Annotated in this window: 17 protein-coding genes; 8 read left to right on the forward strand and 9 right to left on the reverse strand. The window is 70.6% G+C overall.

Annotated elements, in window-relative coordinates; translation table 11 throughout:
* Positions 1-145 precede the first annotated feature (145 nt).
* Positions 146-1,237: an alpha/beta hydrolase gene (locus tag KKZ08_RS26575; protein WP_223776827.1), complete on the forward strand. Its 1,092-nt coding sequence runs from the start codon at positions 146-148 to the stop codon at positions 1,235-1,237.
* Here the strand turns inward: KKZ08_RS26575 and KKZ08_RS26580 are convergent.
* Both KKZ08_RS26580 and KKZ08_RS26585 read right to left on the reverse strand, forming a co-directional pair.
* Entirely contained in the window at positions 1,227-2,624 is a 1,398-nt protein-coding gene (locus KKZ08_RS26580) for a HAMP domain-containing sensor histidine kinase (protein WP_223776828.1), read from the reverse strand. The genes KKZ08_RS26575 and KKZ08_RS26580 overlap by 11 nt on opposite strands.
* On the reverse strand, positions 2,621-3,355 hold the full coding sequence (locus tag KKZ08_RS26585; RefSeq protein ID WP_223779200.1) for a response regulator transcription factor: 735 nt from the start codon (positions 3,353-3,355) through the stop codon (positions 2,621-2,623). Before KKZ08_RS26585 ends, KKZ08_RS26580 begins: the two co-directional genes overlap by 4 nt.
* Before the next feature lie 73 nt (positions 3,356-3,428).
* On the opposite strand from KKZ08_RS26585, the gene KKZ08_RS26590 reads away from it, so the two are divergent.
* Positions 3,429-4,574 (forward strand): UDP-N-acetylglucosamine--N-acetylmuramyl-(pentapeptide) pyrophosphoryl-undecaprenol N-acetylglucosamine transferase, encoded by a 1,146-nt coding sequence (locus KKZ08_RS26590; RefSeq protein ID WP_223776829.1) that lies wholly within the window; start codon positions 3,429-3,431, stop codon positions 4,572-4,574.
* Complete coding sequence (locus KKZ08_RS26595) at positions 4,571-5,599, forward strand: GDP-mannose 4,6-dehydratase (RefSeq protein ID WP_223776830.1); 1,029 nt, start codon at positions 4,571-4,573, stop codon at positions 5,597-5,599. The genes KKZ08_RS26590 and KKZ08_RS26595 overlap by 4 nt, the downstream gene beginning before the upstream one ends.
* A 91-nt stretch (positions 5,600-5,690) precedes the next feature.
* On the opposite strand, the gene KKZ08_RS26600 is transcribed toward KKZ08_RS26595, so the two are convergent.
* A complete protein-coding gene (locus tag KKZ08_RS26600; RefSeq protein ID WP_223776831.1) occupies positions 5,691-6,329 on the reverse strand; it encodes a TetR/AcrR family transcriptional regulator in 639 nt (212 codons plus the stop codon).
* Between the two features lie 304 nt (positions 6,330-6,633).
* On the opposite strand from KKZ08_RS26600, the gene KKZ08_RS26605 reads away from it, so the two are divergent.
* From KKZ08_RS26605 to KKZ08_RS26620, 4 genes are all read left to right on the forward strand, one after another.
* Entirely contained in the window at positions 6,634-7,617 is a 984-nt protein-coding gene (locus KKZ08_RS26605; RefSeq protein ID WP_223776832.1) for a tetratricopeptide repeat protein, read from the forward strand.
* 671 nt (positions 7,618-8,288) lie between these two features.
* Positions 8,289-8,921, forward strand: coding sequence for a DUF6230 family protein (locus KKZ08_RS26610; protein WP_223776833.1), 633 nt, complete (start codon positions 8,289-8,291; stop codon positions 8,919-8,921).
* Between the two features lie 158 nt (positions 8,922-9,079).
* Positions 9,080-9,622 (forward strand): DUF6114 domain-containing protein, encoded by a 543-nt coding sequence (locus KKZ08_RS26615; protein WP_223776834.1) that lies wholly within the window; start codon positions 9,080-9,082, stop codon positions 9,620-9,622.
* The gene (locus KKZ08_RS26620) at positions 9,612-11,006 is read left to right on the forward strand and encodes a hypothetical protein (RefSeq protein WP_223776835.1); all 1,395 of its coding nucleotides are present in this window, start codon (positions 9,612-9,614) and stop codon (positions 11,004-11,006) included. The genes KKZ08_RS26615 and KKZ08_RS26620 overlap by 11 nt, the downstream gene beginning before the upstream one ends.
* Before the next feature lie 116 nt (positions 11,007-11,122).
* On the opposite strand, the gene pyk is transcribed toward KKZ08_RS26620, so the two are convergent.
* The 3 genes from pyk to pta all read right to left on the reverse strand — a co-directional run bounded on the left by pyk (position 11,123) and on the right by pta (position 15,947).
* On the reverse strand, positions 11,123-12,553 hold the full coding sequence (gene pyk, locus KKZ08_RS26625; protein WP_223776836.1) for a pyruvate kinase: 1,431 nt from the start codon (positions 12,551-12,553) through the stop codon (positions 11,123-11,125).
* Positions 12,554-12,626: 73 nt separating this feature from the next.
* Positions 12,627-13,844: an acetate kinase gene (locus KKZ08_RS26630; RefSeq protein ID WP_223776837.1), complete on the reverse strand. Its 1,218-nt coding sequence runs from the start codon at positions 13,842-13,844 to the stop codon at positions 12,627-12,629.
* A 27-nt stretch (positions 13,845-13,871) separates the two neighbouring features.
* Positions 13,872-15,947, reverse strand: coding sequence for a phosphate acetyltransferase (gene pta / locus KKZ08_RS26635; protein WP_223776838.1), 2,076 nt, complete (start codon positions 15,945-15,947; stop codon positions 13,872-13,874).
* Between the two features lie 322 nt (positions 15,948-16,269).
* On the opposite strand from pta, the gene KKZ08_RS26640 reads away from it, so the two are divergent.
* On the forward strand, positions 16,270-17,295 hold the full coding sequence (locus KKZ08_RS26640) for a 6-phosphofructokinase (RefSeq protein WP_223776839.1): 1,026 nt from the start codon (positions 16,270-16,272) through the stop codon (positions 17,293-17,295).
* Between the two features lie 62 nt (positions 17,296-17,357).
* Here KKZ08_RS26640 and KKZ08_RS26645 read toward each other — a convergent pair whose 3' ends face one another.
* From KKZ08_RS26645 to KKZ08_RS26655, 3 genes are all read right to left on the reverse strand, one after another.
* Positions 17,358-18,089, reverse strand: a complete 732-nt coding sequence (locus KKZ08_RS26645; RefSeq protein ID WP_223776840.1) for a helix-turn-helix transcriptional regulator — start codon at positions 18,087-18,089, stop codon at positions 17,358-17,360.
* A 103-nt stretch (positions 18,090-18,192) separates the two neighbouring features.
* On the reverse strand, positions 18,193-18,624 hold the full coding sequence (locus tag KKZ08_RS26650; protein ID WP_223776841.1) for an SMI1/KNR4 family protein: 432 nt from the start codon (positions 18,622-18,624) through the stop codon (positions 18,193-18,195).
* A gap of 14 nt (positions 18,625-18,638) precedes the next feature.
* Positions 18,639-23,171, reverse strand: a complete 4,533-nt coding sequence (locus KKZ08_RS26655) for an RHS repeat-associated core domain-containing protein (protein ID WP_223776842.1) — start codon at positions 23,169-23,171, stop codon at positions 18,639-18,641.
* Positions 23,172-23,188: the final 17 nt, after the last annotated feature.

Genomic DNA, 23,188 nt, shown 5'->3' on the forward strand with positions numbered 1-23,188 from the left:
TTCCGGGCGAGCGGGGACCTGCGGCCGTATGTGGCTTGGCGCGCAGTTCCCCGCGCCCCTGGGGACGGTGCAGAAACTCCCAGGTTTGAATCCGGAAGCATGGGTAGGCGCGCCGCGTTCCCCGTCCCCGCCCCTGGAGTCGTCCGTGACCTCGACCGGCCACGCCCGCACCGCCGCCATCGCCATAGGAACCGCCACCCTCACCGTCCTCGGGGCGCTGCTGGTGGGCGGGTCCGGTGAGGTCAGCGCGAGCCCGCCGCCCGAGCCCAAGGTGCAGGACGACTTCGACTCGCTCGGCCCCGAGGTGCGCGCCGCGAAGCCGGCCGGCGGCCGCACCGTCCACTACGTCGATCAGGGGCCGCGCGACGGCCGGCCGGTGCTGTACATCGGCGGCACCGGCACGAGTGCCCGCGCCGCGCACATGACGGACTTCTTCCGCAGCACGCGTGAGGACCTCGGCCTGCGGCTCATCTCCGTCGAGCGCAACGGCTTCGGCGACACGGAGTTCGACAAGGGCCTCGGCAAGGCCGACTTCGTTGAGGACGCCCTTGCGGTCATGGACCGGCTGAAGGTGAAGGACTTCGCCGTCGTCGCGATCTCGGGAGGCGGCCCCTACGCCGCCGAGCTCGCCGCCAAGGCCCCGGACCGCGTCTCGGCGCTGCACCTCGCCGCGGCGCTCCCGCCCTACGGCGCCAGGCCCGCGTTCTGCGACCTGTCCGACGACGCGCTGACCGCCGCCGTGCGGGACCAGATCAAGGACCCCCGCAAGTGGTGGGCCTTCCCCGACGACAGCGCCGTGAAGTCGATCCCCGGTTTCGCCGACACGGCGTACGAGGAGGGGGCACGCACCTACAACCAGCGCGGCCAGCGGTCCGACCCGGCGCCCCAGGTGCACGAGCAGCGGCTGTACTGCGAGCGTCCCGGCCCCGACCTGTCGGAGCTGGACGCGCCCGTCTACCTCTACGCCGGGAAGAAGGACACCACCGTGCCCCCGGCGACGGTCGAGACGTGGCGGCGGGAGCTGCCGGGTGCGCCGAAGGTGCGGACGTACGACGACTCCGGGCACGACGTGCAGTACCGGCACTGGGACCAGATCCTGGTGGACCTGGCGGGGCACGGCGAGCGGACGGTCGTCTGCAAGGGCAAGCACACGCGGGTCCTCGTCGCGCGCGAGGCGGACCGCCTCGTCGCCAAGGGCAGCGCCACGCTCGGCAGCTGCGCGTGGGCTAAGAAGTAGGCAGCGCGAGGCGGAACAGCGCGCCGCCGCCCGGCGCCCGCTCGGCCGTCAGCTCCGCGCCGTGCGCGTGCGCGATCTGGCGGGCCATCGCGAGGCCGAGGCCCGAACCGGGCATGGCGCGGGCCTTCTCGGCGCGGTAGAAGCGGTCGAAGACGTGGGGCAGGTCCTCCTCCGCGATGCCCGGACCGTGGTCGCGTACCGTCAACTCCCACGGCGTCAGGGTGAGTTCGACGGGAGCGCCCGGCGGGGAGAACTTGGCCGCGTTGTCCAGGAGGTTCGTCAGCAGCCGGGACAGACGCGCCGGTACGCCCGGGACGCTGAGGTCCGCCGCCTCCGGTGCAACCTGGAGGGTGAAGGGGACGGCGGGCCAGTGGCCGCGCGCCGCGTCCACCGCGTGGGCGGCCAGCGGGGCGAGCCGCACCTCCTCGAGCAGCGGCTGCGGCTCCTCCTCCCTGGCCAGCTCGATCAAGTCGTTCACCAGGCCGGTGACTTCCCGCAGCTGGCGGCCGAGCGCCCCGGCCGCGCGCTCCCGCTGCGCCGCGGTGAGACGGTCCGCCTTGGCGAGGAGCTCGGCGTTCGTACGCAGCGCGGTCAGCGGGGTGCGCAGTTCGTGGGAGGCGTCGGCGACCAGGCGGCGGCGGGCCGCGACGGACTCCTCCAGCTCGGCGAGCATCGTGTTGAACGTGGCGGCCAGGCGCGTGACCTCGTCCTGTCGGCCGTCATCGCCCTCCCGGCCCGGCGGCAGCTCGATGCGGTGCCGGGCGTCACGCGTGGCGGCGATGCGCTCGGCCGTGGCGGTGAGCCGGGTGATCGGGGCGAGGCCGGTGCGCGAGACCCAGTAGCCGCCGACCGCCGAGAGCAGCACGCCCGCGCCGCCCACCGCGGCGAGCAGCGTCGCGGCCTGGCGCACCCCGCGCTCGGCGATGTCGGCCCGCAGGGCGACCTGCACGGCCTCGCCGTCGCCGAAGGTGGTGGTGTACATCCGGCCCGGCCTGCCGCCGGGGAGTGTGAAGCTCGCGTAGTACGGGGCCCGCCGGCCGGCGGCGACCTCACGTGTAGCCCCGCTCACCGGCAGCAGATACGGCTCCGCCGGATCGTCGGCGGAGTCCGCCGGGACGATCTGCGAACAAGCGGGCGCCCCGAGGAACCGGCACTCGCCCGCCATCACGCCGGGGCCCTCGTCGCGGTGCTGCTGGACGGTGAGCGTCGCCGACTGGGCGAGGTTCTGGTCCAGCTGCTGGTACAGCTTGAAGCGGATCACGAAGAACGCGGCGGCGCACACCCCGACCGCCACCAGCGCCACGGCGGCCGCCGCGGCCACGGCGAGGCGGGTGCGCAGCGGTCTGCGGCGCCGCCACCGCGCGCCGAGCCCGCGCCGCGCGCTCACGGGGAGCCCAGGCGGTAGCCGACGCCGTGCACGGTGTGGACGAGCCGCGCCTCGCCGCCCGACTCCAGCTTGCGGCGCAGGTAACCGACGTACACGGCGAGGGAGTTGGAGTCCGGGCCGAAGTCGCGGCCCCACACCGTCTGCTGGATCAGCTCGCGCGGCAGCACCTGTCCGGCGTTGCGCAGCAGCAGTTCGAGGAGGGCGGCCTCGGTGCGGCTGAACTCGATCCGGCGCCCGCCGCGGCGGCCGGTGCGGGTGGCGGGGTCCAGGACGAGATCACCGTACGCGAGGTCGGCACCGGAGTCCGTGGCCCGCTCCGGGCTCGCGCGGCGCAGCAGGGCCCGCACCCGGGCGACCAGTTCGTCCAGGGCGAAGGGCTTGACCAGGTAGTCGTCGGCGCCCGCGTCCAGGCCGTCGACGCGTTCGCTCACCGAGTCCAGGGCGGTCAGGACGAGCACGGGGGTGCGGTCGCCCGCCGCGCGCAGCTGACGGCAGACCGCGAGGCCGTCCATGACCGGCATCAGCACGTCCAGGACCACCAGGTCCGGCTGCCAGCGGGCCACCGCCGTGAGCGCGCGGTGGCCGTCCTCCGCGCCCCGCACCAGGTGCCCCTCGACGGTCAGGGCGTCCTCGACGGCGGCGCGGACCTCGGGATCGTCGTCGACGACGAGGATCTTGTGCGGTACGGGATCGGGTCCGCCGCCCCTGCCGGTCAAGCTCGTGCCGCTCATGAAGCTCATGGACCAAAGGTGCCAAACGCGGCTCTTAAAACCCTCTTAGCCCCCCGCGTGAAGCTCCACTGCCATGCGAACCTCTCTCTCCGTCGTCATCGGCGCGGGCGGCACCGGTGGCCACATCTATCCCGGCCTCGCCCTCGCCGACGCGCTGCGCCGCGCCGTGCCGGGCGCGGTGATCTCCTTCGTCGGCACCGAGCGGGGCCTGGAGACCCGGCTGATACCGGACGCCGGGTACCGCCTGCACACCGTCGACATGATCCCCTTCGACCCCTCGCTCGGCGCCCGCCGCTACCTGCTGCCCGCCGCGCTGCTGAAGTCGGGGGCCCAGTGCCGGGCCATCCTGCGCGAGCAGGGCGCCCAGGTGGCCGTCGGCATGGGCGGCTACCCCAGCGCCCCGGTCATCGTCGGCGCCCGCATGGCCGGCCTGCCGAGCCTCATCCACGAGTCCAACGCCGTGCCGGGGCGCGCCAACCGCTTCGCCGCCCGCCTCACCCCGAACATCGCGGTGGCCTTCGACCGCAGCCGCGCGCACCTGCCGGGCGGCGACCGCGCGCACACCACCGGCATGCCGATCGCCGCGCCGCTGGCCGCGCTCGACCGGGCCGCGCTGCGCACCGAGGCGCGGCGCGCGCTCGGCGTGCCGGACGGGGCCCGCCTGGTCCTCTTCAACGGCGGGAGCCTCGGCGCCACCCGGCTCACGGAGGCCGCGGTCGGGCTCGCGCGGCGGTGGCGGGGCCGGGCGGACGTCCAGCTGCTCATCAAGACCGGCCCCGCCGCGCTGGCGCAGACGTGTGCCCGGCTCGCGGCCTCGGGCGGGTCGTCGGTGGCCCGCGCCGTCCCCTACCTCGACCGCATGGACCTGTCCTACGCCGCCGCCGACCTGGTCGTCTGCCGCGCGGGCTCGGCGACCGTCGCCGAACTGGCCGCCACCGGGGTCCCCGCCGTCCTCGTGCCCTACCCGCACGCGCCCGGCGACCACCAGACCCACAACGCCCGCGTCCTGACCGACGCGGGCGCCGGCCTCCTGCTGCCCGACGCCGAGACCACCGCCGACCGCCTCGCGGAGCTGGTCGGCCCGCTGCTCGCCGACCCGGCCCGGCTCGCCGCGATGAGCGGCGCCGCCGACCCCGGCCCGCACGCCCGCGCCGCCGGCCTGCTCGCCGAGCGGGTCCTCCACCTCGCCCACGTCACCCCTCACCTGGAGTACGCATGACCACGTCCTTCTCTCGGCCGGATCCCTCCTGGCAGGATTTCTCTTGGCGGGACCGCACCGTCCTCGTCACCGGAGCCGAGGGCTTCATCGGCTCGACCCTCGTCGACCTGCTCCTCGAAGCGGGCGCGAAGGTCCGCGCCTTCGTGCACTACAAGCCGTACGCGGAGAAGGGCCACCTCGCGCATCTCCTCGGTGACCCGAGGGTCGAGATGATCGCCGGGGACGTGCGGGACGCGGGGCGTGTGATGGACGCGGTCGCCGGGTGCGACACCGTCTTCCACCTCGCCGCGCTGATCGGCATCCCGTACTCGTACGACTCCCCGGGCGCGTACGTCCAGACGAACGTCGTCGGCACCGAGAACGTCGCGGAGGCCTGTCGGCGGCACGGTGCGCGGCGGCTCGTGCACACCTCCACCAGCGAGGTGTACGGGACGGCGCTGACCGCGCCGATCAGTGAGGACCACCCGCTCCAGCCGCAGTCCCCGTACTCCGCGTCGAAGATCGGCGCCGACATGATGGCGCTCTCGCACTGGCACGCCTTCGAGTTGCCGGTGACGGTGGTGCGGCCCTTCAACACGTACGGTCCCCGGCAGTCGGCCCGGGCCGTGATCCCGACGATCCTCGCGCAGCTGCACGCGGGTGCGCGGGAGGTCAGGCTGGGGTCGCTGACGCCCACGCGGGACTTCACGTACGTGACGGATACGGCGCGGGGGTTCATGGCGATGGCGGTGTGTGACCGGGCGCTCGGGCACGCGGTGAATCTCGGGGTGGGGCGGGAGATCTCCATCGGGGAGCTGGCGGAGGCGTTGATCTCGGCGTCGGGGCGGGAGGCGTCGGTCGTGGTCGACCCGGCGCGGCTTCGGCCCTCGGGCAGTGAGGTGGAGAGGCTGCTGTCGGACAACTCCCGGGCGCGGGAGTGGGCGGGGTGGGTTCCGGAGGTGTCTCTTGTGGAGGGGCTGAAGCGGACGTCGGAGTGGGTTGCGGGGAATCTGCGGTTGTTCGCGCCGGAGCGGTATCAGGTGTGAGGCGTCGTTTTGTGGGTGCGGGGTGGCGGGGGCTGGGTGCGCCCCGCGGCGGAGCCGCGGATGTCACGGCCCGCGCCCCCTGAAGGGGCGACTACGGGGCGGTCTGTGCCGCCGCCAAGCCGCCCAGCAGCAGCAACGTGAACCGGCGGGCCCACTCCTCGTCCACCGGTTCCGCGCTGACCAAAGCGCGGTGGACCACCGCGCCGGCGATGACGTCGAAGATGAGGTCCGCCGTGCGGGCGGCGGCGGACGCGTCCGGCTCCACGGGGAGTTCGCCCCGTTCCTGCGCCCGCTTGCGCCCCGCGAGGACCAGCCGCTTCTGGCGGTCGACGATGGACTCCCGGATGCGGTGCCGCAGCGGCTCGTCCGTGGTGGACTCCGCGACCACCGCCATCAGCGCCGTCTTCGTCTCGGGGCGGCCGAGCAGCGCCGCGAACTGCAGGACCACGCCCTCGATGTCCGCGGCGAGGCTGCCCCGGTCCGGCAGTTCCAGCTCGTCGAAGAGCTCCGCCACCGCGTCCACGACCAGCTCGCTCTTGCCCGCCCAGCGCCGGTACAGCGTGGTTTTGGCGACCCCCGCGCGCGTGGCGACCGCGCCGAGCGTCAGCTTGGACCAGCCCAGTTCGACGAGGCCCTGCCGGGTCGCCTCCAGGATCGCGGCGTCGGCGGTCGCGCTGCGCGGACGGCCGCCGGTGCGGGAGGGTGGAGTGGTGGACGTACGGCTCTGCATGGCCGCGACCATACCGGTCGGTACGGACCGGCCAGGGACCCCTTGTGCGCCGGCAGTGAGGGAGATCACCGACGGGGGCTGTTCACGCGCGGGGCCCGCCGGTTACGCTACGACCCGTAGCGAAAGCCATGAGCGACAACCACGAACGGCAACCTCGCACACACGCACGACGGCACGGGGTGGGGACCCCGGGCCAACCACCGGTCCTCCTCGGGACCTTGGACCAAGGCCTCCGTGGCCCCGCAATCCGGCGGGGGGTCACGGACGGGCGCGGTTCCCGCACGGCTTGGGGGAGGATGTACTCATGCAGCCACGGAACATGTCCATGAGCGGAGTCGTCGACCTCGCCGCGGTGAAGGCGGCCCAGGAGGCCAAGGCGAAGGCGGAGCAGGCGCGCGCCGAAGCGGCCCGGCAGGGCGGGGGCGCGGCGGGCGCCGCGATCGCCCCGTCGAGCCTCGTCATCGATGTCGATGAGGCGGGCTTCGAGCGCGAGGTCCTCCAGCGCTCCACCGAGGTCCCGGTCGTCATCGACTTCTGGGCCGAGTGGTGCGAGCCGTGCAAACAGCTGAGCCCCCTTCTGGAGCGGCTCGCGCAGGAGTACAACGGCCGCTTCCTCCTCGCCAAGATCGACGTCGACGCCAACCAGATGCTGATGCAGCAGTTCGGGGTCCAGGGGATCCCGGCGGTCTTCGCGGTGGTGGCCGGGCAGGCCCTGCCCCTCTTCCAGGGCGCGGCCCCCGAGGCGCAGATCCGCCAGACCCTCGACCAGCTCATCCAGGTCGGCGAGGAGCGCTTCGGCCTGACCGGCCTGGTGGTCGACGCCGACGCCCAGGGGCAGCAGGCCCCCGCGCCGGCCGAGGTGCCCGCCGGTCCCTACGACGCCCTGCTCGAAGCGGCCGTGCAGGCGCTCGACGCGGGTGACCTGGCCGGCGCCGTACAGGCGTACAAGAACGTGCTCAGCGACGACCCGGCGAACACCGAGGCCAAGCTCGGTCTCGCCCAGGCCGAACTGCTCCAGCGCGTGCAGGGCCTCGACCCGCAGCAGGTCCGCAAGGACGCCGCCGACCGGCCCGCGGATGTCGCGGCCCAGATCGCGGCCGCCGACCTGGATCTGGTGGGCGGTCATGTCGAGGACTCCTTCGGGCGGCTCATCGACACGGTGCGGCGCACGGCCGGCGACGACCGCGACGCCGCGCGGGTGCGGCTGCTCGAACTCTTCGAGGTGGTGGGCTCGGACGACCCGCGCGTGACGGCGGCGCGCACGGCGCTCGCCCGGGTGCTCTTCTGAGCCACGCGGCGAGCCCGCGGCCGGTCCGTCCACCGGCCCCTCGGCTGACCAGATCCTGAACACCGGGTCTTGTGATGCCGGAGTGAAAACTCTGTTCCCAGGACGCGACAGTGGCCGTGCTTTGCCAAAACTTGGCAAACACGGCCACTGTTACTTGGAGTAAGTCGGAGACGTCGGTCCGAACGCTTTCGCCCGGACATGTCCCGTTCCGCTCCCACCTGTTGGGCCACCGTCCGTGGCCGACCGATATCGCGCGGTCGCGGTTCGGTTATCCGCCCGTTACTAGCCAGTAACGAACCCCCTTGTGCGGGGACCGAGAATGCACCACGATCGGCGACGCTCGGTCCGATGAACCGCGACCCCGACAGCCGGTCGGGAGCGGGACCTTCGGGTCCCCACCGAGCAGACCGGTGACGCCGTCGCCGGTCTTGGACAGGGGGGTCTCTGCCGTTTCCGGCAGGGCCTGTCCATGAGGTTGTGCGTGATGCGTCAGGCGCGACCAGTGGTTGTCGCTCGGGGGTGATCGCCGGTGATGTGTGGTGCGGCTAGCGCCTTACGATGCGGGCGCTCTCCTTCCCGAGGACGTAGCACTTCTCCCATCCCTGCCCGGCTGAGCCGCCCGAAAGGGAGCAGTCAGGGCCGGAGATGTACGTCCGAGAAGGAGGAAAGTCATGGAATCTGTGGCTCGTGGCGGAACCAGATGGAAGCGGTTCGCCGTGGTCATGGTGCCGAGCGTCGCGGCTACCGCCGCGATAGGTGTCGCCCTCTCGCAGGGCGCGCTCGCGGCATCGTTCAGCGTGTCCGGCCAGTCGTTCAAGGTCTCCGCCGACAAGCTCGACGGCCGTGGAATGGTGCAGTACGGCGGCGTTGACGTCGGCGTCGACATGGACGGCAAGAAGGCCGCCCATCCCGTGTCGGTCTCGGCCTTCAAGAAGGCCAAGATCACCAACATGTGCCAGTCCGTCGTGACGCACATCCCGGTGCTGGGCGATGTCACGCTCCAGTTGAGGGCGGGCGGCGGCAAGACGCCGGTCGTGGCCAAGAACCTGTACATCGACGTGGCGCAGCTCGATGCCGACGCCGAGTTCAGGAACATCAACATCGGTGTCGCGGCCGGGGAATCCACCAAGGGCCCCGGCATGAAGGGCGGCAAGGAGCAGGCGAACCCGAACGGCTTCGCCCAGGAAGCCGACCGCGCCATCCTGACCGACATCGAGCAGACGGCCTGGGCGACCAGCGCGGGCACCTTCAAGCTGAGCGGCCTCAACATGAAGCTGCACAAGGGCAAGAAGGAGTGCTTCTAAGCATCCGCTTGAGCACTCGCTGAGCCTTGACCCGTCGGCCCGTCAGGGCGGGCACGGGGCAGCGACTGGCCCGGCGGGCGCGGAGATCCACTCTCCCGCCCGCCACCACAGAGCTTCACCGAATTCACGTACCGCCGGTTCCAAGGAGCTGTTTTCCCATGAGCGCCAAGTCACCGGGGCCGAACGATCACTTCCTCAACGTCTACCGCAGGAAGTTCCGGGCCTGGCGGGGCACCCGTCCGTTCTGGGCGGGCCTCCTCACCATCCTCGGCGGCGTGCCGATCGCCTACCTGCCCTACGGCAACATCAAGCTCGGCAACCTGACGCTCGCCCTGGCGACGACGGCAGGAGCCGGTTCGCTGATCATCGGCGTCCTCCTGATGGTGCTCGGCCTGACCATGTGGTTCCAGGTGCATACGCGGGTCTTCGCGGGCGTCGCGGCGATCCTGCTCGCCCTGGTCTCCCTGGTCGTCTCCAACATCGGCGGCTTCGTCGTCGGCTTCCTGCTCGCGCTGATCGGCGGTGCCCTCGGCATTTCCTGGGGCGAGGGCGAGACCGTTCCCGCGAAGGGGCGTACGGAGAAGGAGCCCGAGCCCGCGGCCGCGGGCGGCCCGAACGGTGTCGGCGGTGCGAGCGTGACCGACGATCTGTCAGGAACGAGCCCGGTGGACGGGACGAACGGGAGGCACCGTGCAGGCTGACGAGGTGCGTCACGAGGACCCCGCGGGGGCGTCCCGGGCGAGATCCGGGCCGCGTCACGCGGCCCCCAGGAAGCCGCTGCTCACCCGTCTGCAGATGCCCGCGGGCAAGGCGATAGCCCTGGCGGCCATGCCGAGTGCGGTCCTCATGGGGATGGGCCTGACCCCCACGCTCGCGCAGGCGAAGCCGGGCGTCCCGAAGAACCCCTTCCAGGACGGCCCGTGTGTCACGGCGCCGGACGAGGCGTCCAAGGACGTCGAGAAGGAGGCCAAGGACGCCGAGGACGCCAAGAAGCCCGAGGACGCCGAGAAGAAGGCCGGTCAGGGCGAGGACGCCAAGGGCGAGAAGGGCGAGACGGGCGAGACGGGCGAGAAGGGCGGCGGGGCCGGAGGCACGGACGCGGCGGGCAAGGACTCCACCAAGCCTGCCCCCTCCACCGACCCGGACGCCGGCGAGAAGGCCGGGAACACGCCGTCCGGCGACGCGGACGACAAGGACCAGGCGGCGGAGCCGGCCCCCGAACCGTCGAAGCCCAAGAACCCCTTGGATCCGCTGGGCCTGGGCGACGCGCTCAAGGACGTCTTCACGCCCGACGACAAGGACTCCCCGGACCGGGCGCCCGCCCCCGCCGCCTCGGAGGAGACCAAGTCCCCCGAGGACACGGCCAAGGACACGACGGACAAGGTCACCGAGCCCGCCGACGACGCGAAGGACACGGTCGACGGGACCGGGGACCGCGCGGACAAGGCAAAGGACAAGGCCGGGGACACGGCCGGGGACGCGGCACGGGACGCGGACAAGGCCGGCGGCCTCGGGGACGAGGGCGGGAAAGCCGCCGGGGCCGCGGACGGCAGCGAGGACGAAGGGGCCACCGACCCGATGGCCCCGGACGCGGACGGCAAGAAGCCGTTCCCGTGCGTGGTCGAGAAGAAGGTCGACGGCGAGGCCGAGGAGACCCCCGTCCGGGTCGCGGACGAGCCGTGGGAGCTGGAGGCCAGCTCCCTGCTCCTCAAGGGCCTGGACTACAAGGGCGTCGTGAACCTGACGACGGCCGGCGGCAAGAAGAAGCAGGCGCTGAAGTTCACCGTCGACAACGGCACGGACATCGGCGACCTGCACCAGATCGCCCCCGGCCCCGACGGGACGAAGTACCACATCCGGGCGGACGAGGGCTCCACGTCCACGATCCGCGACGGGCAGACGGTCATGTACACGGAGCGGCTGCAGGGCAACCTGTTCGGCCTGATCCCGATCGTCTTCGACCCCGAGCACCCGCCGCCGCTGAACATCCCCGTCGCGTACTTCACCAAGGTGAAGGTCCTTCAGGCCGCCCAGTTCGGCGGGACCCTGAAGGTGCCGGGCCTGGAGCAGACGATCACGCGGTGACGGCGCCGCCCCCGGGAAGGCCTTTCCGGGCCCTGCGGGAGCCGCGAACGCCGAGGGCGCCCCCCCTTGAACCAGGGGGGGGCGCCCTCGGCGCGTACGCAGGAAGGGACGGCCCGTCAGTCGCGGTCGCCGTTGCCCAGGTGGTGCACCCGCACCATGTTGGTGGTGCCGGGGACGCCGGGGGGCGAGCCCGCGGTGATGACGACCGTGTCGCCGTCGTTGAAGCGGTTGAGCCTGATCAGCTCGGCGTCGACGAGCTCGACCATCGCGTCGGTGTTGTCGACGTGCGGCACGACGTAGGTGTCCACGCCCCAGCTCAGCGTCAGCTGGTTGCGGGTCGACTCGTCGGTGGTGAAGGCCAGGATCGGCTGGGCCGCGCGGTAGCGGGACAGGCGGCGGGCCGTGTCACCGGACTTGGTGAAGGCCACCAGCGCCTTGCCGCCGAGGAAGTCGGCGATCTCGGCCGCGGCGCGGGCCACCGAACCACCCTGCGTACGGGGCTTCTTGCCGGGCACGAGCGGCTGGAGGCCCTTGGAGAGCAGCTCCTCCTCGGCCGCCGCGACGATCTTCGACATCGTCTTGACGGTCTCGATCGGGTAGGCGCCGACGCTCGACTCGGCCGACAGCATGACCGCGTCCGCGCCGTCCAGGATCGCGTTGGCGACGTCGGACGCCTCGGCGCGCGTGGGGCGGGAGTTGGTGATCATCGACTCCATCATCTGGGTCGCGACGATCACCGGCTTGGCGTTGCGGCGGCACATCTCCACGAGGCGCTTCTGCACCATCGGGACCTTTTCCAGCGGGTACTCGACGGCGAGGTCACCGCGGGCCACCATCACGGCGTCGAACGCCGCGACGACGCCCTCCATGTTGGCGACGGCCTGCGGCTTCTCCACCTTGGCGATGACGGGGACCCGGCGGCCCTCCTCGTCCATCACCTTGTGGACGTCCTTGACGTCGTTGGCGTCGCGCACGAAGGACAGGGCGACCATGTCGCAGCCCATCTTCAGCGCGAAGCGCAGGTCCTCGATGTCCTTCTCGGACAGGGCGGGCACGTTCACGGCCGCGCCGGGCAGGTTGATGCCCTTGTGGTCGGAGATGACACCGCCCTCGACGACGATCGTCTTCACGCGCGGGCCGTCCACCTCGACGACGCGCAGCTCGACGTTGCCGTCGTTGATGAGGATCTGGTCGCCCTTGGAGACGTCACCCGGCAGACCCTTGTAGGTGGTGCCGCAGATCGACTTGTCGCCGGGCACGTCCTCGGTGGTGATGGTGAACTCGTCACCGCGCACCAGCTCGACGGGGCCCTCGGCGAAGGTCTCCAGACGGATCTTCGGGCCCTGGAGGTCGGCGAGGACGCCGACCGCCCGGCCGGTCTTCGCGGCGGCCGAGCGGACCCGGTCGTACCGGCCCTGGTGCTCGGCTTGCGTGCCGTGGCTGAAGTTGAAGCGGGCCACATTCATGCCGGCTTCGATCAGCGAGACCAGCTGCTCTTCGGAGTCGACGGCGGGGCCCAGCGTGCAGACGATTTTGGAACGGCGCATGGGGCGATCCTATCGGTTTGTTTCGCTACGGAATATTCCGTCTGGTGGAATATACAAATGGGCGGATGCGCGCTCAGGCGTTGCGGTCGTCGACCAATGCGTACGTCTGAGTGGCGATCTCCAATTCTTCGTCCGTCGGCACCACGGCGACGGCGACGCGCGCGTACTCCGGCGAAATCAGCCGGGCCTCGTCGGAACGTACGGAATTGAGCGCGCCGTCGACCGCGAGCCCCAGCTCCTCCAGGCCCGCCACGGCCGCCTCGCGCACCGGGGCCGCGTTCTCGCCGACACCGGCCGTGAACACGACGGCGTCGACGCGGCCGAGGACGGCGTAATAGGCGCCGATGTACTTCTTCAGCCGGTGGACATAGATGTCGAAAGCGAGCGCCGCCTCCTGATCACCTTCGTCGATACGGCGCCGGATCTCCCGCATGTCGTTGTCGCCGCAGAGTCCGATCAGACCGCTCTTCTTGTTGAGGAGAATGTCGATCTCGTCGATGGACATTTTGCCGACCCTGGCCAGATGGAAGATGACCGCGGGGTCCATGTCGCCGGAACGGGTACCCATCACGAGTCCCTCAAGCGGCGTGAGCCCCATCGACGTGTCGACGCAGCGCCCGCCGCGCACGGCACTGGCCGAGGCGCCGTTGCCCAGGTGCAGCACGATGACGTTCACGTCCTCGGGCGCCTTCCCCAGCAGCTTCGCGGTCTCGCGCGAGACGTACGCGTGGGAGGTGCCGTGGAAGCCGTAGCGCCGCACGCGGTGCTCGTCGGCGGTCCTCACGTCGATCGCGTAGCGCGCCGCGGACTCCGGCATCGTCGTGTGGAACGCGGTGTCGAAGACGGCGACCTGCGGCAGGTCCGGGCGCAGCGCCTGGGCGGTGCGGATGCCGGTGATGTTGGCCGGGTTGTGCAGCGGCGCCACCGGCACCAGCCGCTCGATCTCCTTGAGCACCTCGTCGGTGATCACGGTCGGTGCGGTGAACCTCAGGCCGCCGTGCACCACCCGGTGGCCTATCGCGGCCAGCTCGGGGGAGTCGAGGCCGAGGCCGTCGGCGGCCAGCTCCGCGGCGACGGCCCTCAGCGCCGCCTCGTGGTCGGCGATCGGCTCCTCGCGCTCACGGGACCGGGCATCGCCGCCGGTGAGCGGGGTGTGCTTGAGCCGCGAGGTCTCCTCGCCGATCCGCTCGACGAGACCGACGGCCAGACGTGAGCTGTCGCGCATGTCGAGCAGCTGGTACTTCACCGACGAGGAGCCGGAGTTGAGGACGAGGACGCGCGTAGCAGTCACGGATTCGGGGTGCTTTCTGTGGGGGAACTACTGGGTGGGCGTCTGGGACTGGATCGCCGTGATGGCGACGGTGTTGACGATGTCCTGGACGAGCGCGCCCCGGGACAGGTCGTTGACCGGCTTGCGCAGGCCCTGGAGGACCGGGCCGACGGCGATCGCGCCGGCCGAGCGCTGCACGGCCTTGTAAGTGTTGTTGCCCGTGTTGAGGTCCGGGAAGATCAGCACGCTGGCCTGGCCCGCGACGTCCGAGCCGGGCAGCTTGGTGGCCGCCACCGACGGCTCCACCGCGGCGTCGTACTGGATCGGGCCCTCGATCTTCAGGTCGGGGCGCTGCGCGCGCACCAGTTCGGTCGCCTCGCGCACCTTGTCCACGTCGGCGCCCGAACCGGACGTGCCCGTCGAGTACGACAGCATCGCGATCCGCGGCTCCACCCCGAACTGCCCGGCCGTGGCGGCCGCCTGCACGGCGATGTCCGCGAGCTGCTCGGCGTCCGGGTCCGGGTTCACGGCGCAGTCGCCGTACACCAGGACCTTGTCGGCGAGGCACATGAAGAAGACCGACGACACGATCGAGGCGTCCGGCTTGGTCTTGATGATCTCGAAGGCGGGCCGGATGGTGGCGGCCGTGGAGTGCACGGAGCCCGACACCATGCCGTCGGCCAGGCCCTCCTGGACCATCAGCGTGCCGAAGTAGTTGACGTCCGCCACCACGTCGTACGCCAGCTCGACGGTGACGCCCTTGTGGGCGCGCAGCTCGGCGTACTTCCCGGCGAAACGATCCCGCAGCTCGGAGGTCTGCGGGTCGATGAGCTCGGAGTCGGCGAGGTCCACGCCGAGGTCGGCGGCCTTCTTGCGGATCTGCTCGACGGGACCGAGCAGCGTCAGGTCGCAGACGCCCCGGCGCAGCAGGACGTCGGCGGCGCGCAGCACGCGCTCCTCGGTGCCCTCGGGCAGCACGACGCGGCGCCGGTCGGCGCGGGCCCGCTCAAGGAGCTTGTGCTCGAACATCATCGGCGTGACGCGGTCGCTGCTCGGCGCAGAGACGCGCTTCAGGAGGTCCGCGGTGTCGACGTACCGCTCGAAGAGGCCGAGGGCGGTCTCCGCCTTGCGGGGCGTCGCGGCGTTCAGCTTCCCCTCCAGGGCGAAGAGCTCCGCCGCCGTGGGGAAGGAGCCGCCGGAGACCGCGACGACCGGGGTGCCGGGGGCGAGGCGGTCGGCGAGGGTGAGGATCTCCTGGCCCGGCTGTTCGTTCAGGGTCAGCAGGACGCCCGCGATGGGCGGGGTGCCGGCGCTGTGCGCGGCGAGCGAGCCCACCACCAGGTCGGCGCGGTCGCCGGGGGTGACCACCAGGCAGCCCGGGGTCAGGGCGTTCAGGAAGTTCGGCAGCATGGCGCCGCCGAAGACGAAGTCCAGGGCGTCGCGCGCGAGCCCCGAGTCGTCGCCGAGCAGCACGCGGCCGCCCAGCGCGTGGGTGATCTGCGCGACGGTCGGCGCGGAGAGCGCGGGCTCGTCGGGCAGGACGTAGCAGGGGACCGGCAGGCTGGCTTCCAGCCGCTGGTGGATCTCGTCGCGGTCGGCGGGCGCCACCCGGTTGGTGACCATGGCGAGGACGTCGCAGCCGAGGCTCTCGTACGCGCGGTGGGCGTTGCGCGTCTCGGCGTGCACCGACTCGGCGGTCTGGTTCTTGCCGCCGACCACGGGGAGCACGGAGGCGCCGAACTCGTTGGCGAGGCGGGCGTTGAGCGCCAGCTCGTCGGGGAGCTGGGTGGCGGCGAAGTCGGTACCCAGGACGAGCACCACCTCGTACTCCCCGGCCACCCGGTGGAAGCGGTCGACGAGCCGCGAGACCAGCTCGTCGGTGCCCCGCTCGGCCTGGAGCGCGGACGCCTCGTGGTAGTCCATGCCGTACACGGACGCGGCGTCCTGCGAGAGGCGGTAGCGGGCCCGCAGCAGGTCGAAGAGGCGGTCGGGGCCGTCGTGGACGAGGGGCCGGAAGACACCGACCCGGTCGACCTGACGGGTCAGGAGTTCCATCACTCCCAGCTCGACGACCTGGCGGCCGTCGCCGCGGTCGATCCCGGTCACGTACACGCTGCGCGTCACGCGTGCTCTTCCCTTCCTCGCTGCCCGCTGGCCGCCCGGCGGGGGACGCCGGGTGAGCAGGACAAATTACCCGATATCGCGGCTGTGCCCTCTTGACAATACCTCCGCGGCTGGCTAGGCCGCCCGCCGGCCGAAGGCTCCGACAGGAGGGGTCATAAGGCCTCTGCCCCCGCATCGCCCCCGTATTTCCCCTGTACTGCCCCGGTCGCGCCCCCGCATCGCACACGCGTCCCTCGGACATCGGTGAGCGGCGACCCCCTTCCGGCCGTGGAACAATCGGATCGGCTCACAAGTACCAACAGCGAGCAGGAGACACAGCGCGATGCGTATCGGAATTCTCACCGCGGGCGGCGACTGCCCCGGCCTCAACGCAGTGATCCGGTCGGTCGTGCACCGCGCCGTGACGCACTACGGCGACGAGGTCATCGGCTTCGAGGACGGCTACGCTGGCCTGCTCGACGGGCGCTACCGCCCCCTCGACCTGAACGCGGTCAGCGGCATCCTGGCCCGCGGCGGCACGATCCTCGGCTCCTCCCGCCTGGAGCGCGGACGCTTCCGCGCCGCCTGTCACAACGCCAAGGAGCTCATCGAGAAGAGCGGCTTCGACGCGCTCATCCCGATCGGCGGCGAGGGCACGCTGACGGCGGCGGGCATGCTGGCCGACGCGGGCGTGCCGGTCGTCGGCGTCCCGAAGACGATCGACAACGACATCTCCTCCACGGACCGCACCTTCGGCTTCGACACGGCGGTGGGCGTGGCCACGGAGGCCATGGACCGCCTGAAGACGACCGCGGAGTCCCACCAGCGCGTGATGGTCGTCGAGGTCATGGGCCGCCACGCGGGCTGGATCGCCCTGGAGTCCGGCATGGCCGGCGGCGCGCACGGCATCTGCCTGCCCGAGCGGCCCTTCGACCCCGCCGACCTGGTCGCGCTGGTCGAGGAGCGGTTCTCGCGCGGCAAGAAGTTCGCGGTGATCTGCGTCGCGGAGGGCGCGCACCCGCAGGACGGCACGATGAACTACGGCAAGGGCGCGATCGACCAGTTCGGCCACGAGCGCTTCCAGGGCATCGGCACGGCTCTCGCGTACGAGCTGGAGGCCCGCCTCGGCAAGGAGGCCAAGCCGGTCATCCTCGGCCACGTGCAGCGCGGCGGCACCCCGACCGCGTACGACCGCGTCCTCGCGACCCGCTTCGGCTGGCACGCGGTGGAGGCGGTGCACCGCGGGGAGTACGGCAAGATGACGGCGCTGCGGGGCACGGACATCATGATGGTGCCGCTGGCGGAGGCGGTCACGGAGCTGAAGACGGTGCCGAAGGACCGGATGGACGAGGCGGAGTCGGTCTTCTAGCGGTTCTCCGCGGGCCCCTCGGGCCATGGTGGCGGCGGGGGCGGGACACGGCAGGCCGGTGATCAGGCCCGGCCGCCCCCGGCCCCGCCGCGGACCAGCGTCCAGAAGTGCTCCAGGATCCGGTCGAGGAAGTCCCGCCCGGCCTCCCCGGACGCGTCGGAGCTCGCGCCGCCGCCCCAGCTCAGGGTCCGCGTCATCCGGGACTGGTAGTCGTCGTGCATCTGCCGCAGCACGTCCTCGACGTGCCGCTTCGCCACGGGCAGCAGCTTGCTGACGGGCCGCACATAGCCCTGCCACCGGGTGGTGACGGCGCTGCGCAGCAGCTCGGCGAGCTGCTCGGACCGGCCGGTGACGGTGACGAAGTCGGGCACGGACAGCTGGAGACACCGGGCGAGGGCCTCGGACTGCCGCTCGTTCCCGCGCCAGCTGTTGGTCTCCTCCATGCGCAGATACGCCTGGATCTCCACGCCGGACTCCCGGGCGACGTCCTGCGGCGCGAGCCCCCGGGCGACGCGGTGCTCGCGCAGCGTCCGGGCGGCGCCCATCAGCTCCCCCGGCGCACACCAGAGCGTGGCGGCGAGCGCGGTGAGCTCGGTGGAACTGGGCGAGGCGAGCCCGCGCTCCCAGGCGGCGATGGTGTCGGCGGTGACGTACGTGAGCCCGTAACTGGCCCGCATCCCATACGCGACGTGCCCATGCGCCATCCCGAGCGCCTCCCGCAGGCGCCGGGCGGCGGGGAAGTCGAAGGGGGGTGTGGGCTGGTGCGGTGACTCGCTCGGTTGGCTCGGTTGCACGGGCACACGGTAGGCGCCTGGGGGGCCGGCGACTACGGTGCGTTCCTACGAGGTTGCGGGGTGGTGGGAAGGTACGTCCTGTGCTGAGCGCCCGGGGAGGGCGTCAGCGGTACCAGTCCTCGCCCGCGTTCCCAAGGGAACTCCGAAGAAAACTCTCGAGGTCGGGTGAGATCAGGCTCCGGGAGTCCGTCTCGTGGTCCCACACGAATACTTCCTCGCGTTCCGGAGTCCGGACGAAAGCGAATTGGTCACCGCCGCCGTTGTCCCCGAAGAAGAGCAAGGCATCGAACGGCATGTACAGCGTGCGGTATTGCCCGTCACTCCTGAACGCCAAATTCTCCGACAGGATCTTCTCCGCGCTCCAGATCACTTCCGTTCCGAATTCATCTTCGACGCCGTCCGTCTCCAGGAGCAGCGCGGACAGGGAGGCGGGCACGGACTGGCCGAGGCCGCTCTCAATTGCACGAACCGTCTCACCGTTCGCACCTTCGGACAATTGAACATCCGAGAATTCTGCGGCAAGTTCACGCCACATACTGCTCCTTGAGGCTATCTGACGCGCGGGTTGAACCAGTTCCCCAGCTTATCATCCACCTTGCTCACCTGATCGAGAACTTCCTGCCGGGTAGGGTTGGGGTTCTCGTTGTAGAACTTATTCCATTCGATACGTATGGCACTGAGGTGCACTTTGCTGTTGATGTCGCCCTTGGGTATCCCTCGCAAATTTTCGAGCGAGTGTATCTCGTCCGCCGAGAAGAGGTTCGGATAGCGCTTCAAGACCTGCTGCTCGATGGCATGGTGGACCACCACCTTGCCCTTGAGGTGCGGATGCTCGTCGAAGAAGGTCTTCTTGTAGCTGTGGCTCGTGGTGCTGCCGACAGAAGCCTCAATTCTTACTGGAATACCCTTGCCCAAGACGGTTTCGTTCCTGGCGGCAGCCTGCTTGGCCGCCTCCTCGCAAGGCGTGAGGCCGAGAGGGTCGATCCACGTGAAAGGATTGCGGACGTACGAGAACGGATTCGGTCCCGGCGCAATCCCCAAGGGGTCCTGTGTCAGGTACCTGGAGATCTGCGGATCGTAATACCGATGGTGGTTGTAGTGCAGGCCGCTTTCGGGGTCGAAGTACTGCCCTGGAAATCGCAGTGGCGTATAGGCTGTTGAGGACGACTGCCAAGCTGTTGTGCCCCACAGCGTGCTGCGGGCGCGCCAGGCGACGCCACCTGCTTCGTCGATGAGTTCGGTGGGTGTACCGACCAGATCCGTGACGATGGCGAAGAAGCGAGCGTCGATCTCATGGCCCGGGACTGCCGCCCCGGCTATTCGCTCGGTCTGGGCAATGGGTGTCAGGCCCTTGTGGTCCCAGGTGAGAATGACCTGATGCGGTAGTTCATCGGACGTCGTCGTCTGCTCGCAGAGATTGATGCCGTCCCAGGTGAAGACGACCCGTTCGACCACCGTCTCACCATCGGGCGCCAGGCGGAGCTTGGCGGTGCGACGTCCCAGCGGGTCATAGGTGTAGCGCCACCGCACACCGTCCGGGGTGACGACGCCGATGAGGCGGTCCTCGACGTCCCATGCGTAACGCCAGGTGTCCGGGGCACGGGACAGGCGCCGCTTTCGGCGAACGGTCATACGGCCGAGCGCATCGTGCTCGTAACGGACCTTGCCCGCGCGGTCGATGCGGGTGCCGCTGTACTCGTGCGCTCCTGTGGCCTCATGACCCGGATGGGTGCGGGGCCAGTCGCTGTGCGTCAGGTTGCCGGCCGTGTCGTACGCGTAGGTCTCGGTCCAGTTCGCGGCATGTACGGCCGTGACGCGGCCCAATGGGTCCAGTTCGAAGCGTCGGCTGCCGGAGAGCTGATCGTCGATGGCCGTGAGGCCGCCGTCGGCGCGGTAGGAGTACGAGCGGTGCTGGAGGGACCGGCCGTCGGGACCGGTGACCGACTGACCGGAGAGGCGCCCCACCTCGTCGAACGCGTGGAGCAGGGTGACGCCCGTACCGATGCGGCGTGTCTCGGTCCTGCCCACCGGATCGTGCTCGAAGGCGATGACGCGGCCGGAAGCCGACAGTGCCGCGAGGCGACCCACATCGTCGTAGGTCCAGGTGCTGCGTGCACCGGTGGGCGTCGTGCGGGTCACCGGCAGACCGGCATCGTCATACGTGTACGAGAGCGTGCGTCCGTCGACCGTCTCGGCCAGCGGGCGACCGGAGCTGTCCAGTTCGATGGCGAGAGTGGAATCCGGGCCAGAGGCGTGCGTGAGGTTCCCGAGCCGATCGTAGGCGTAGGTGGTGACCGCCCCGTCCGCGTCCTTGCGGAGGATCTGACCGAGGACGCTGTACTCGAAGGCCAGGGTCTGGCCGAGGGCGTTGGTGCGCGAGGTCAGGCGGCCTGCGGGGTCGTGCGTGTAGAGGAGTTCACGGCCGTCGAAGTCGGTCTCCGAGACCAGCTGACCGGCAGCGTTGTAGTGGTACTTCCACCTCAGCCCCGAAGGGTTGCTCACCTCGGTGAGCCGCAAGGAGGAGTCGTAGGCGAACTCGTATCGCGCCCCGTCCGAATCGGTTCGGGCCGCCAGAAGGTCGAAGTGGGTGTACTCGGAGACAGTCGTGTGACCGGCCTGGTCCGTGTGGCTCGTGCAGTTGCCCTCGCCGTCGTAGGTCCAGCTCTCCCGCCCGCCGTCGGGATCGGTACGGCCGATGAGCCGGCCCTCTCGCGACCAGGAAAGACGAACGGTGCGCCCCGCTTCATCGGTGAGCGCTACGGAACGACCGTAAGCGTCGCGCTCGAAGAACGTGACGCCCATCGCATCGGTGATCTCAAGAGGCAGGCCTGCCGGGTCGCAGCGCACCGTGGTGACCCGGCCCATGCCGTCGGTGACAGTGAGGGGGTGGCCTGCGGAGGTGTAGGTGCTGCGCGAGGTCGCACCGGTGGAGTCGGTGAGCTCCGTACAGTTTCCACGCTGGTCGTAGCTGTACCGCCACGACGGGCCGTCCTCCAGAGCGATGGACGTGATGAGGTGGAGGCCGTTGTACTCATAGCGGACCACGGTGCCGTCCGGACTGATCCTTTCCAGCGGCTGCCCCAACTCGTCGTTGACGAACCGTGTGGTGTGGCCGAGCTGATCCGTCACGGCGGTGACATGCCCGGAGGAGTCGTACTCGGTCGTCACCGTGAAACCCAGCGGGTCGGTCTCGGCGACGACCAGACTGCGGTCGTCGATGACGAAGCGGGAGGTCGCCCCTTGCGCGGTGGTGGCTTCGGTGATGTGACAGCCGGGCCACTCGGGGTCGGACAGACCATGGGTGAAGGTGTTGGCAAGGTGCCCGGCTCCGCCACCCTGGGCTATGCAGCGGTCCTGCTCGTCGTAGGTGTAGTTGTAGCGGCTGTTGTTGGTGTCTTCCCAGGCGGTGATGCGCAGTCGGTCGTCGTAGGTGAACTTGAGCGGCAGGCCGGAGGAGTTGGTGATGGTGGTGAGGTTGCCGTCGGTGTAGCCGTACCGCTTGATCACTTCGTCCGAGCCGTCTTCGGCGGCGTCGGTGAGGCTGAGGGTGGTGACGCGGTCGTCTTCGACGGTCAGCTTCAGGTGGTAGCCGCCGGAGTGGCGGATGGCCTGTGGGGTGCCGTCGGTGTCGTGGTCGAAGTCGATGGTGTTGTGGTTGCGGTCGGATATCCGGGTGAGTAGGGCCACGCCGTCGTCGGGGTCGGGTGGTGTGAAGTGGCGGGCGTGGCCGGTGAGCGGGTCGGTGAGGCGGTAGCCGCCACTCTCCAGGCGTTCCAGTGGCCGGCGGGGGCCGGACTCCGGCAGTACGGGCGCGTCCGGGCCGGTCGGGTGGGGGTAGGCCAGGAGCATGCCGTCCTCGGTGACGAAGACGACGCCGTCCTCGTCGACTTCGAGGCGCTGGTCGAGGGTGGAGGTCCAGGTGGGGCCGAACCAGCCGCCGCTGCGGTAGCCGGAGGCGGCCCGGCGGGTGAAGGTGAGCGGCAGGGTGCCGGGGAGCGTGACGTCGGTTTCGTCCAGGAACATCTGGCCGGTGGCGACGTCGACCGGGTCGCCGCAGCCCTTGACCTTGCTCTTGACCCGGTTGTAGGCGCCCTTCGCCCCGTCCTTGAGCGCGGTGCGGGCCGACTTGAAGCCCTTAAGGCCGCCCTTGAGACCCTTCAGTCCCTTGCCGAGTTTGGCGGCGGTGGTCAGGCCCTTCATGCCGGGTACGCAGTCCAGGGCCGCGAAGGCGACGTCCATCAGGCCTGCTTGGCCTTTTCGGTATTTGTTGAGGGTGTCGGCCAGGACGATGGCTCCGGCGACGATGACGATGGCGGCCAGGATCGGGCCGCCGACGATCATCGCGATGATGCCGACGACGGCGACGACGACCTTGCAGACCTCGACGATGGTGTCCCAGTTGTCGGAGACCCAGTCGCCGATCTCCTCCCACCACTTGCGGTTGGGGATACCCGCGTCCGAGGCCTCGTCGATCTTCCGCTTCGCGGTCCCGGCGGCCTCTTGCCGCATCTTGCGGGCGTCCTCGGCCATCTTCTTCGCCGCCTCGAGTGCGCTCTTGGCCGCGTCCACATCACCCTGGGCGGACTTCTGGGCCTTCTCGGCGGAGGCGGCGTTGCGGGTGGCGGCCCGCACCTTGGACTCGTCCGGCTTGGGGATGTCCTTGTTCTTGGAGCCGCCGCCGTCGTCCTTGTACTTGTCGGCCTCCTTGCCCGCCTTGTCCACCCACGAGTCGGCTGAGGTGAGGCGGGACTTGGCGGAGGCGAGGTCGGCCTGGGCCTCACGGCCCTTCACCAGAGCCTTGTCGGCGAGGGTCTGGGCGCGCTCCAGTTCCGGCCAGTACGCGGACAGGGCGTCGCCCGCCATCCCGTAGGACTTCTTGAGCTTCTTCAGCTTGGCCGGCGCGTCCTCGAACTGCTCCGTGAAGGCGTCCGCGGTCTTGCCCGCCCACCGCAGGATCGCGTCCTCGCCCGCCATCCCCTTGATGTCCCGCAGCACCTTGCCGACGTCATCGGAGAAGTCATGCAGATCCTTGGCGAGCTTGCGCACCCGATGCGGATCACCCGGCGTCGGATCCTTGTCCAAGTCCAGGACATGCCAAT

Source organism: Streptomyces sp. 135, assembly GCF_020026305.1.
In the GTDB taxonomy this organism is placed as follows: domain Bacteria; phylum Actinomycetota; class Actinomycetes; order Streptomycetales; family Streptomycetaceae; genus Streptomyces.